The sequence below is a fragment of the Methylomonas lenta genome, from assembly GCF_001644015.1.
Lineage (GTDB): Bacteria > Pseudomonadota > Gammaproteobacteria > Methylococcales > Methylomonadaceae > Methylomonas > Methylomonas lenta.
This window is the reverse complement of sequence record NZ_LUUI01000116.1, coordinates 1-11,668: the sequence shown is the minus strand read 5'-3', so window position 1 is coordinate 11,668 and position 11,668 is coordinate 1. Positions and strand designations below refer to the sequence as shown.

The window sequence follows — 11,668 nt, the reverse complement described above, 5'->3', positions numbered from 1 at the left end:
CTTACATCAGCCCAACCTAAGCGGGCTTCTCCCGCCGCACCCGCAGGGCATAAAGGAGAAGGTTAGGATGAGGGTATATGAATCAGATACTTAAATTATTTACCCCGTTGGCCCACAAAGCTTGAGCAAAAAACTGATATTCAGACTTTTTAGCGTAAGATTGTCTAAAACGAAATCGGAGACCAATATGCACATCGAGGCCGAACTGGACGATATACATAGCCAGCAATTAACCTTGTTACAGCAACAACTGCAAAAGCCCCTTCCTGAGGTGTTAGCAACAGTCATTGAATGGGCAGCAAACTATCAACGGCAATACAACGCACCCTTAGCAGTTGCTAATACTGAATCCGAGCGGCTTGCAGCGCTTGCTTACTTGCAAACTGTCAAAATAGATTGGGCGGGTAAACCTATTGAAGACCGCAATGCTTTCTATGATGACGCTAGAGGCTGAGCTTTGGTCTTTCTTGATACAAACATTGTTCTGTACGCTATCGGCAGCGATGAAAGCAAGCGTTTGATTGCTGCCAATCTGTTGACTCAAACCCCAACAATTTCCACGCAAGTTATCAACGAATGTAGTCATGTGTTGCGGCGGAAACAACGCTACAGCCCAGATGATGTCAAGCGCGAGTTATCTGCTGTACTTAAAACGGTAAGGTTTGTAAATGTAGACATCAGTGAAATCTTTTCTGCTTGGTCGGTTGCTTCCCGTTATGGGTACAGCCATTTCGACAGTTTAATTATTGCTTCGGCGCTTGCTGCGCATTGCTCAATTCTTTACAGCGAAGATATGCAGCATAACCAATTGATTGAAAACCAGTTACGCATCCTTAACCCGTTTCTATAAGGTGATGAAGACGGTGCTCAAAATTCAGCCGATGCAACTATTTTGGGCTTCCTTACGTCAGCCTACGCGGGCTCAATATGGCAAATATAAAAGACTTACAGGACGGGTTAGAATTGTCGACACATCCTACCGCACTCGTGGTTTCGATTTTGCTTATGCTGCACGTGCTTTTTTTGATCCTGACAGGATAATAAAAATCGATAACAGACACTGTTATAGCGAGGATCGTTATCAGTTGATGGGATTAATAGAGCAACGACTTTTTGTCTTAGTTTACACGCCACGACAGACAGCAATGCGCATTATTTCGGCACGTAAGGCGAATCAGCGAGAGGTTAAGCATTATGAAAACAGTACAAGTAACGATTGATCCAAACGATCCCAAGTCTATTGCCATCGGGCGGATTGATCCGGAACGTGTGGATGCTATGCTGGAATCAGATATTTTAATGCAGCAAGCAGATGACGAAGCAGAAGCCATGCAGGATGCGGCAAGGTTTGCCCGTCGGGTGCGTAAACGGCTTGGACTTAGTCAGGCAGAATTTTCTCAGCGTATCGATGTATCGCTGGAAACGATTCGCAATTGGGAGCAAGGTAAGCGTCGACCAACAGGCGCGGCCACGGCCTTGTTAAAAGTCCTGGATAAAGCGCCTGAAGCCGCATTGGCGGCACTTAATTAAAGATAGACATCAGATCTAATCGCTTCTGATTAATGGGCTAAATGCCGAAGTTATTGGGTTTTCATTCCTAATTTGAATAGGCTTGATTGCAAGACCGGCCCCTAATTGTGTCCCCGAAAGGTAGGGTGGGCACGCTTTTTGTGCCCACGCGGATTTAAGCAATTGCCTAAAACGGTGGACAGAAAAGCGTTGCCCACCCTTGGCTAATCAGGAAAAACAACAAGTCATAAAACGGTCATGGCAAATATGTTAAAAGTAACTAGACTTTGCCCATCAAAGGCGGTGAGAAGCAAACTATGTAATGGAAAAAGTCTTGGTGGCAGATACAACAACATGAGATAAGCTGACTTACAAAACCATAACCCACGTTATAGCATTCACAAACCCTGAACACACTAAGCGAGAACAAGTCCGGCACAGAACAAGCAGACAACCAAACGAGATAATCAGCCGGAAAAACACCATCATCCCGTTAGCCTGCAACCTAAGCTGCAAGTGTGGCTAATTGACGCAACCGGCAACCATATTTAAAGCCGGCAACGCAATAAACAGAGAAGAATGGCAGATTCAACCGATTCCTAATTGTATCTTAACGATAAAAAGACCCGTACAGATACTACAGGCTTTAAAATAGCGATATTCCTCCGATCACACTATCGCTAATCGGAGCTACACGGGCTGTCCCCAAGCTACTGCAGGCACCACTGACGCATTTCAATAATTGAGATATTTTAGCCTTCCTCTTAAATAGTCCATAATAAAATATACAAAATGTCTAGTGATATAAATAAAAAGATTTTTCGTTCAACCACATGGTCGTTAGCTTCAAAGGTTACAGCCCAAGCCATTACTTTTATAACAACCATCTATCTAGCTAAATTATTGGGTATTTCAGATTTCGGCGCTATAAATTTCGGGATGCTGACAGTAGGTTTGATTGATAGTATCGTTGACTTTGGCTTTCTCTCAGCTATTGTAAGAGAAAGAACAATAACCAACGAACAATTGTCAACTTGCTTTTGGTTTTTGTTGTTCATATCTATTATAGGCATCATCCTAATTCATGTTTATACATACATATACCCACTGGAGTCCGCCTACATCAGCGTAATTGAAGTTTTGGTTTATGGGTTAATATTTGTTCCTTTTCAAAGCATTACTAGAGGACTTGTTTCCCGAGACCTGAGATTGGATACAATTGCGAAATATGAGCTTTTCGGTGGGCTAATAAGAAATATACTTTCAATAACAGGGGCTTTTCTGGGTTATGGTGTTAAAGGTTTTGTTTATGGTTTTTTATGTGAACGTATTTTTGTTTCAATCTGTCTTGGATTTGCAACAGGCTGGTATCCTAGATTCCAGTTTCGTTTATCAAGCATAAAATCATTCATAAGCTTTGGAGTTGCCAATGTCGCAGCAAGAATTGTTTGGTATTTATCAACAAAAATTGATTCATTCTTCATTGGGCTTTATTTTGGAAAAGATGCGCTTGGTTTATATGCACTTGCCATGCAAATTGCTAATATGCCTTTTCAATTAGTGACAACAGGTGTGCATCGTGTTATTTACGCTAGCTTTTCCAAATTCACAGAAAGTCCAAGTTTCTCATATATAATAAGGAAAGCCGCTTGGTTAGTTTTAGCTTTTTCAGCTCCGGCTTGCATTGGGATCTATATTATTTCCGACTTATTCGTCGATGTTTTTTTTGAAGAAAAATGGCACCCTGCATCTGAGATACTAAAATGGTTGAGTCTCGCAAGCCTAGTACAAATATATGCAAGTGTTTGGCCGCAGTTCTGGAACGCCATTGGTAAGCCGAGTTACGGTGTTGTTTTGAATACGGTAAATATAATAGTGCTAAGCATGATATTGTATTATGTTGGCATATATGGCGATTTTGAAGATATTCCAATTGCAGTTTTTTTAACGTCAATTTTTCGATTGCTTATTGTTTGCCTGCTTTCAAAAAAATTAATAAAGATATCATTCGTACAAGTTTTTTATGAAAGCTTATTTCCTTTAACTGGAGCTGCCTTGTTTTTTGCATGGAAAGGCTTTTCGAATGAAACATTCACTTATTCGAGCGATGTTTTTAACTTGATAACATTAATAAGTGGTGCTGCAATAATATATTTATCATTTATGTTATTTTCGTACAAGATGCCTGGATTGCCTGTTAAAAAATTTATATCAAAATGACTATACTGAACCTTAAATCAATTAATCAGGAAAAAAGTAAAAAATCTATTTTCCTGATAGCATCTTCATCGATAGGTTTGATAGTTGCTGTGCCTGTGGCTCTGGCCGCTTTGATTATTTGGCAAGATTCAATTGCTAGACAGGTATTTGTGGCAGGCGCTCTAGTTGCTCTTACAGCATTTGCACTTCAAAAAGAAAAATACTGTGCTCTCACGCTGAGTATGCTATTTTTTACCCAGTTCTCGACATCACTGCATACTTTTGAATTACAAGAACCACTGAAATTTCAAATTTATTTTCTAGATATTATAATATTTCTATTGCTATTATCTTCAATTGAATTAAAGAATGGCCTCGGACTGGAAAAAATAGGTAAAATTTGGTTTCTTCTTATAATTTGGATGCTTGTGACGTCGTATTTTTCGGCCAGAACCGACAAAAGTATTTTATTTGTCATTATGATGTCAAAATCATTAATAATTTATGCAATATTTCGTAATATAGAGCTTGATGAAATTTTTATTAAAAGGTTCGTAACCATTGTGGCAGCTATTCTGGTCATTCAAGGGGCTATTTCAGGCTTACAGTATATAAAAAATGGTCAATTAGGCTTGGTAGTGCTCGGCGAACGCAACTCAGAAATCAGCAAACTGCATTATGTACAGAATAGTCTCCGCGTATCGGGTACCCTTGGCGCAGTGAATGCTTTAGGTGGTTATATAGCCATGCTAATGGTTTTTTTGACGCCTTTCGTATTGGCGGGCAAAAAAAACAAACTACTCTACCTGATTTATGGGCTTAGCTATGTCACACTTATTCTGCCTTTCTCTCGTGCAGCTTGGTTGAGCTACTTTTTAGGCGCCGGCTTATGCGTCCTCAATTTACTAAGAAGCAAAAGCATCACATTCGGAAAAATATTGTTGCTCGGCATAGTAACCAGTATTTTTTTAGTCGGAGCCTCATTTACATTTAAAGACAAAATCCAGGATCGATTCCAAGATAAGCAAGCTATAGCTTCAGCCGAAGGCCGTGCCGGTCAATTCGTAGAAGCCATAGACGTCATCGAGCGCTACCCCATGTTAGGCATAGGGCCAGGGGTCACTGAATTTTTTGGTGCCTGGAAAGAAGAACGCAATTATGTGGCAAAGGCACTACCAGGCGTCAATATGTACAACCAATACCACAACAACTTCTTACAATTCTTGGTCGAGAATGGTGCGTTAGGTGCTTTACTGTTCGGCTGTTTTTTAATTGGGGTGGGTTACGCTGCGACATTTTCCAGCAATAAAACTCGCCAACTACCCCAAACAGCACAACTGACCGTCATTGGCGCATCAGCTGCAGCTTTCGCATTTTTAATTCACTCATCGTTTGGGCCAGAAATTAATAGTGAACGCCTTTTGGTTGCTTTCGCCATTTTTCTAGGCGTGGGAAGAAACAAAAGATTTATATTTAAATAATTACCATTCTTTAATCTAAAACTCTTTAAGCCATATTATGACAAGCGACACCTTGAAAAACCTAAAAGTTCTATACTGTTATAGCCTAAAAAAAAATGACGGCGGCAATGTGCATGTCCAAGAGTTCATACATGCTTTTGAATCATTAGGCAATCAAATAGATGTGGCTTTTCAGAACACCATTTCATTAGAAAAACCCGGTCAAAGCATGGGCTTATTAAAAAAGGTTTTTACTAAATTAATTTGGCTATTCGGCAATATTCAGTTTTTTATTAAAATATTTTATAAATACCTTATAAAAAAACCGGATGTGATTATTTTCCGGCACACAAACAACCACGTAGCATTACTCTCTCAAGTGCTGATGAAATATCTTGCCCCCTTAGTACTTGAGGTTAATGGCATCAGCGAAATGGAGAGAAATGAAAACACATCAAGTAAACGCATAATATTTGATCGTTTTGTGTTAAAAATACCAAAAAATATTTTTGTCGTATCAACACAGTTAAAGCAGTACCTTGTTTCGCATAACTATGCCGATGACAACAAAATAACAGTAATCGAGAATGGCGTGGATATAACTAGATTTAACCCTAATATTTCTGGCGAATCTATCCGAAAGCGTTATGGTTTAGAAAAATCAATTGTAATTGGCTTTGTCGGCACATTTAAAGCGTGGCATGGTGTATACAAAATTCTGGAACTCGCACAAGAGTTTCGAGAACATTCTTATAAATTCGTATTAGTGGGTGACGGCGAATGCAGGGCTAGTTGCGAAGAATATGTCAACCAAAATCATTTAAATAATACTGTTATTTTTACAGGCCTTGTTCCGCATAATTCCATACCAGAATACATTGCGGCGATGGATATTTTGTTAGCACCTTTCCCGCGCAACTACTACGAGTCACAAAAAGGGTTTTTCGGCTCAGCATTAAAAATATTCGAGTATATGGCAATGGCAAAGCCAGTCATAGCCCCTCCCATGGGACAAATTGCAGAAGTTATCAGTGATAAAAAATCTGGCAGACTAATTTTCTCCGAAGATACCATTGAATTAAAAGCCGAGCTACAAAAGATGTGTAACGACCCTGACTATAGAAATTATATTGGTAAAAATGCACGACAGCATGTAGAGAGCCATTATACATGGAAGAGTAATGCAGAAAAAGTAAGGCAATTATGTGTCGAATCAATAGTTAAGCCTTAGATTTTAACTAACTATTAAATTCGATAAATATTTTAGATTGACTTTTATTAAATTGTTTGGTGGCTATTATGAATAATATTAAGTTGCAAGTTACTCTAGCTATTAGTTATATATTAGGGGTATTTTTATCGGGTTTTGTTTGTGCCAATACTATAGATAACTATCCAAAAATATGTAACTTGAATATTGGCGCGCCAGTTTATTATGACCAACCCTCTGTGATCCAACAGCTGGCGAAAGCTGACATTACCTTACTTGGCTTCTACCGCAACTGGGAGTCCGATCGAAAGCGCTTACCGGGGAGTATGCGTTCAACAGTACAGAAAATTAAAGCATTTAATCCTGACATATTGATTGGACAATACACTATTTTGAACGAAGCACCCGATGGTAGCCAGGCCAGCCCAGACAGCGACAAAGCCGAAAAAATCAACGAAATGGATTGGTGGGTAGAAGGTCTGTTTGGCCAAAAAATGCAATGGACTAAGAAATATGGCAAATACGATGTCAATTTCACCATGTTTTCAAGTCTGGATGCAGATGGTCGTAGATATCCAGAATGGTTAGCGGCACGTGATTACGACGTTTATTTCTCTAAAGTGCCTGAGTTTGACATATGGTTTCTGGACAATGTCTTTGGCCAGTCCAAGATTGCTTTGGCCAATTGGAGTAATAGCACTGACATTCAGTTACAAACTGCTGGAAGCGTACAAACAGCCTATCGGGCAGGCCATCTCGCTGAATGGCAAGCCATACGCTCAATCAACCCAAATATATTATTAATTGGGAATGTTGACGGTGTCGCTTACGAAACTCAAGAGTACAGTAACCAACTCAATGGTGCAGTCCTGGAAGCCATGATGGGCCTTAAATGGTCTACGGAAACATTGAAAGGTTGGCCGGCTATGATGCAGCGCTACCATAATGCTTTTGCTCATCTGCTAGCGCCTAAATTGGTAGTTTTCAATGTGCATGGCAAACTCAACGATTACCAACTGATGCGCTTTGGCTTGACTTCCACGCTGATGAATGATGGTCTTTTTTCCTACAGCGAACTGAATGGTAATTACCGTGCCGTACCCTGGTTTGACGAATTTGACATTGATTTGGGGCAACCGTTAGAAAGCCCGCAATTAAGCCCATGGCAGAGCGGTATTTATCGACGTGCGTTTGAAAAAGGCGTGGTCTTTGTCAATCCGACTAATAAAGCTGTCTCAGTGCCAAACAAGCTTAATCTCGTTAGATTAAAAGGCAAACAAGTGCCAGCCACTAACAATGGCAAATCTGTAGGCGCCAGCATTAATCTTCCCGCACGGGATGGGTTGATTTTATTAAAAAGCAACTAAGAAATACTTCTATACCCCCTAATCGAAACTGTTTGGAGCCAGTAGTGAGTGAAAAGATAAAACTATTAGTAATTCTCCCCTCATTGAAACGTGCCGGCGCGGAAACGCAAACGGTCGATTTAATCAACGGACTAGATAGTGATAAATATGAATTACATTTATTGTGCTTCGAGCCAGGCTTGGATCTACTCGACAGGGTGGATAATCGTTCTGTAGTCTTTCATCACGTCAAGCGCCAATCTAAATTCGATTGGATGTTGGCGGGGCGTATTGGTCAAATAATCGATAAATATGCCATCGACGTAGTTTACTGCTGTTTAACGATAGCCTTATTTTGGGGTTGGTTAGGCTTGCACCGAGCTAAGCGAAAAGCGCCTATTATTGCAGCACTGCATACCACACTTAATCGTAGTCGTCGGGCGGATATATTCGACATATTGCTCTACCAATGGTTGTTACGCAGTTGCGCTAAAGTGGTCTTTGTGTGTAAGGCCCAGCAGCAACATTGGCAACGGCGCTTTCCTTTTTTGTTATTTAATTCGGACTATATCCACAACGGTATTGATACTGATTATTTTCGGCAGTCATCGGTCGATGCTGATGGGATTGAGGCACTAAGGAAAAATCTTGGCCTGTCTACCACCTCTCGTGTCATTTGCCATATAGCGGCTTTTCGGCCCGAAAAAGGTCAACGGATTTTATTGGAGGCATTCAAACAACTCGCTGACGAATTTCCTGACCTTCACTTGGTGATGGCCGGCGATGGCCCGCTAAAAAACGAACTAGCAAAAATCATAACGCAGGAAGGCCTGTCTAATAGAATTCACCTGCCGGGTGCCATGACTGATGTGAGGCCTTTATTAGCGTTAGCGGAATGGTCCGTATTGCCTTCGACTGCCGAAACTTTTTCTATGGCGATGTTGGAATCCTTATCTATGGGCGTGCCTATGGTGGCAACCGATATCGGCGGCGCCAAAGAAGCTATCGTTCCTGATGAAACCGGCTACTTGGTACCGGCCAATGATAGTAATGCGCTGACCCAGGCTTTAAGTTTAGCCCTTGCGAATCAGAAACAAGCCGAAATGGGTTTGAACGGTCGCAAAATGGTGGAAAAAATGTTTAACCGCGCGTTAATGCTATCCCGATACGACGAGTTAATCGCTGCCGTTGCAGACAAAGGTGTTAAGCCTTTTCAGTGGGCTACATTTTGCCGTAACAGCGTACGCAATACATCAATGAGGCTTCGGATCGGTTATTTGAGAGGCTGGGGGCATCGAGTAGCCGGTACGGCGAACATTTCGTTCTCGGCATTCTTGGATAAAACCAATCCTAAAGGTATTGTAATTGGCGAATACACCCTGCTATCTAGGCAAGCGATGGTGTTGTCGCATGATTACACCCGCTCGTTGCATGCCACCACCAAAATCGGCAACTATTGTCTGATAGGCGCGCGCGCTATCATTCTCCCCGGCATCAATATTGGTGATCATGTCGTCGTAGGTGCTGGCTCTGTGGTTACTAAAAACGTACCGGCAAACAGTTTGGTTGCAGGAAACCCGGCACGCATCATACGTAGTATTAATACCGGTATTTATGGCAGGATATTGAAAGATGACTTCACCTACAGCCCTATTACTAAATTTGATACTTAAATTTTCGAGTTTATTATAAAAGGAGTTTAGAGTGCCAGGTTCATCCGCATTAAAAGAATATTTAAAAAGGCCTTGTATTGCAATGATAGGCCCCTCATTGCAACATGCAAGGGGTGGAATGGCTTCTGTTGTTCTTGCCTATAAGGAAGCCGGTTTATTTTCTAATTGGCCGATTTTATACCTTGAAACTCACAAAGAAATATCAGCTGTTCGTAAACTGTTGCTTGGTATCAGTTCGTTCTGTCGATTTGTTTATTTGCTGATACAAGGACGTGTAGGGTTGTTACATATACATGTTGCCGGCCAAGTTAGCTTTTTAAGAAAATCCGCATTTATGCTAGCAGCAGATTTGTTTGGTGTACCTTATATATTACACTTGCACGGCTCGGCATTTAGAACTTTCTATGACACAGCGTCCGGGAAACTAATAAAAAAATATATTCGCTATGTTTTCGACCGCGCAACTTTCCTTATTGCTTTGTCGGACGAATGGCGGCAATGGCTTTCCGGCATTACTACAAACCGGAATATACGATTAATTTTTAACCCAGTAAATCTGCCAGATGAATTTACACATGACGATTCGAGCAATCGGATTTTGAATATTGTTTTCCTTGGAAAACTGACAGAAAAAAAAGGTATTGCGGATTTATTGAAAGCATATGCCTTAGTATTAGAAAGGTCATCTGTGCCAACTCACCTATATTGTGGAGGCGATGGCGATAGATTAATGGTCGATGAATTGATAAGGGACTTGAGTTTAAATGAATACGTTAGTCTTCTGGGCTGGATTCAAGGCGAAGCTAAGCATCAATTGCTTAATAAGGCCGACGCATTGGTTTTACCCTCATATAACGAAGTTTTACCCATGTCAATCCTTGAAGCACTTGCTTACGGCGTTCCTGTCGTTGCCACCCGCGTTGGAGCAATAGCAGATGCAGTATCGGATGGCGTAGAAGGCTTACTGGTAAGTCCAGGTGATATTCATGCAATAGCCGATGCAATATTAACTATAGTCACTAATGCTGAAACTCGAAAATTTATGCGTAAAAATGCCAGAGCTAAGGCCGATAATTGTTTTAACGATAAGGCTGTAATATCCGAAATATCTCAATTGTATACTGAAATATTAGGAGATAAATATGCTCAATCAATATAGTAACGAACTTCTGAATACACAAAAAAAAAGGTTATTATTTTGTTTTGGTGAAGGCGGACATGCAAGCCAAGCCTCCAGGCTTTTCATTGCGATGAAACCTAATCTCAAAGACATCGAAATTGTCACTATCGGTGACTTTCACGAAAAACCATTTTGGTCGGATGTGCATTTTTATTACCCGCCATTGCGTGACAAGGCACAAGGCTATACCTTGTCTGGCTTATTAAAGGCTGCAGGTGAAATTTGGTCTATCAGTCGTGTGATTTGTTCTGCATCTACTCAGGGCATTATTTCAACTGGTCCAGGATTTTGCACGGCTATATGTTTAATTGGGCGACTATGCTTTAAAAAAACCATACATATAGAAACCTGGTCGCGGTTCGACACACAAAGCCTTACCGGAAAAATTAATTATTTAATTTGCAATAAATTTTATATCCAGAATAAAGAACAATTAAAATTCTATAAAAATGCCAAATATTGTGGTTTATTATGAAATTATTCGTTACTGTTGGCACTACAGCATTTGATGAGTTGGTTAAGTTTGTAGATCAAGAACCTTTTTTTGATGACTTTGATGTCACTATTCAATACGGACCTGGCCAATATATCCCAAAAAATAGAAATAATTTTGCATTTATTAAAAACATTGAAGAAGAATACCTAGCTGCTGATTTTGTTATATCTCATGGTGGTGCCGGTACTATTTATAGGTTATTGGAATTATCAGTACCATTATGTGCTGTGGCGAATTTAGAGCGAATTGATGATCATCAACTAGATATTTGTCATAATTTATCAAATCGTAATTTTATTTTTTCAGTAAAAAAAATATCTGATATTCCAGATCGTATTAGATTATTCTCCAATGGAAATATAACTTTTGAAAAGTTTCAAAAAGAAAGCTTTTTCTGTGCCAAAGAAATATCGGACTACTTTTTGAAATAATCAAAGCCAGCGTAGGTTTATAGCGCAGCGTAATCGGTCGCATGTCGCGAGGCGTACAGCAACTTATTAAGCGTGTGCATCGTCAGAAAGCGTCCTACCTAAGCTCTAAGGTTTTCGCCAAAATCAACTTCCTTCTATGGTCCCCATGCTTCGCGTCACTGCCA

Annotated in this window: 12 protein-coding genes; all 12 read left to right on the top strand. The window is 40.4% G+C overall.

The genetic code is table 11. The annotated features are described in order from the left end of the window. Nucleotides 1–187 precede the first annotated feature (187 nt). The 12 genes from A1359_RS13710 (at nt 188) to pssE (ending at nt 11,504) form a co-directional block, all read left to right on the top strand. A complete protein-coding gene (locus tag A1359_RS13710; RefSeq protein WP_066983980.1) occupies nt 188–454 on the top strand; it encodes a hypothetical protein in 267 nt (88 codons plus the stop codon). Between the two features lie 3 nt (nt 455–457). Then, nucleotides 458–850: a PIN domain-containing protein gene (locus A1359_RS13705; protein WP_066983977.1), complete on the top strand. Its 393-nt coding sequence runs from the start codon at nt 458–460 to the stop codon at nt 848–850. A 4-nt stretch (nt 851–854) separates the two neighbouring features. Beyond that, complete coding sequence (locus A1359_RS13700; RefSeq protein WP_232322242.1) at nt 855–1,220, top strand: BrnT family toxin; 366 nt, start codon at nt 855–857, stop codon at nt 1,218–1,220. Further along, entirely contained in the window at nt 1,195–1,530 is a 336-nt protein-coding gene (locus tag A1359_RS13695; protein ID WP_066983973.1) for a helix-turn-helix domain-containing protein, read from the top strand. The genes A1359_RS13700 and A1359_RS13695 overlap by 26 nt, the downstream gene beginning before the upstream one ends. A 771-nt stretch (nt 1,531–2,301) precedes the next feature. Further along, nucleotides 2,302–3,729 carry an oligosaccharide flippase family protein gene (locus A1359_RS13690; protein WP_066983971.1) on the top strand — a complete coding sequence of 476 codons (1,428 nt, stop codon included), beginning with the start codon at nt 2,302–2,304 and terminating at the stop codon, nt 3,727–3,729. Further along, the gene (locus A1359_RS13685) at nt 3,726–5,189 is read left to right on the top strand and encodes an O-antigen ligase family protein (protein ID WP_066983968.1); all 1,464 of its coding nucleotides are present in this window, start codon (nt 3,726–3,728) and stop codon (nt 5,187–5,189) included. Before A1359_RS13690 ends, A1359_RS13685 begins: the two co-directional genes overlap by 4 nt. A gap of 37 nt (nt 5,190–5,226) precedes the next feature. After that, entirely contained in the window at nt 5,227–6,399 is a 1,173-nt protein-coding gene (locus tag A1359_RS13680; protein WP_066983964.1) for a glycosyltransferase family 4 protein, read from the top strand. Nucleotides 6,400–6,467: 68 nt separating this feature from the next. Continuing rightward, nucleotides 6,468–7,745 carry a putative glycoside hydrolase gene (locus A1359_RS13675; RefSeq protein ID WP_066983960.1) on the top strand — a complete coding sequence of 426 codons (1,278 nt, stop codon included), beginning with the start codon at nt 6,468–6,470 and terminating at the stop codon, nt 7,743–7,745. A gap of 44 nt (nt 7,746–7,789) precedes the next feature. After that, nucleotides 7,790–9,397, top strand: a complete 1,608-nt coding sequence (locus tag A1359_RS23490; protein ID WP_157200553.1) for a glycosyltransferase — start codon at nt 7,790–7,792, stop codon at nt 9,395–9,397. Between the two features lie 31 nt (nt 9,398–9,428). After that, nucleotides 9,429–10,556, top strand: coding sequence for a glycosyltransferase family 4 protein (locus tag A1359_RS13665; protein ID WP_083960637.1), 1,128 nt, complete (start codon nt 9,429–9,431; stop codon nt 10,554–10,556). After that, nucleotides 10,540–11,052 carry a PssD/Cps14F family polysaccharide biosynthesis glycosyltransferase gene (gene pssD / locus A1359_RS13660; RefSeq protein WP_066983955.1) on the top strand — a complete coding sequence of 171 codons (513 nt, stop codon included), beginning with the start codon at nt 10,540–10,542 and terminating at the stop codon, nt 11,050–11,052. The genes A1359_RS13665 and pssD overlap by 17 nt, the downstream gene beginning before the upstream one ends. Continuing rightward, nucleotides 11,049–11,504, top strand: coding sequence for a PssE/Cps14G family polysaccharide biosynthesis glycosyltransferase (gene pssE, locus A1359_RS13655; RefSeq protein WP_066983951.1), 456 nt, complete (start codon nt 11,049–11,051; stop codon nt 11,502–11,504). Before pssD ends, pssE begins: the two co-directional genes overlap by 4 nt. Nucleotides 11,505–11,668: the final 164 nt, after the last annotated feature.

Coding starts and splice junctions, on each gene's coding strand:
- A1359_RS13710 (WP_066983980.1), top strand. CDS start 188: ATGCACATCGAGGCCGAACTGGACGATATACATAGCCAGCAATTAACC.
- A1359_RS13700 (WP_232322242.1), top strand. CDS start 855: ATGAAGACGGTGCTCAAAATTCAGCCGATGCAACTATTTTGGGCTTCC.
- A1359_RS13695 (WP_066983973.1), top strand. CDS start 1,195: ATGAAAACAGTACAAGTAACGATTGATCCAAACGATCCCAAGTCTATT.
- A1359_RS13690 (WP_066983971.1), top strand. CDS start 2,302: ATGTCTAGTGATATAAATAAAAAGATTTTTCGTTCAACCACATGGTCG.
- A1359_RS13685 (WP_066983968.1), top strand. CDS start 3,726: ATGACTATACTGAACCTTAAATCAATTAATCAGGAAAAAAGTAAAAAA.
- A1359_RS13680 (WP_066983964.1), top strand. CDS start 5,227: ATGACAAGCGACACCTTGAAAAACCTAAAAGTTCTATACTGTTATAGC.
- A1359_RS13675 (WP_066983960.1), top strand. CDS start 6,468: ATGAATAATATTAAGTTGCAAGTTACTCTAGCTATTAGTTATATATTA.
- pssD (WP_066983955.1), top strand. CDS start 10,540: ATGCTCAATCAATATAGTAACGAACTTCTGAATACACAAAAAAAAAGG.
- pssE (WP_066983951.1), top strand. CDS start 11,049: ATGAAATTATTCGTTACTGTTGGCACTACAGCATTTGATGAGTTGGTT.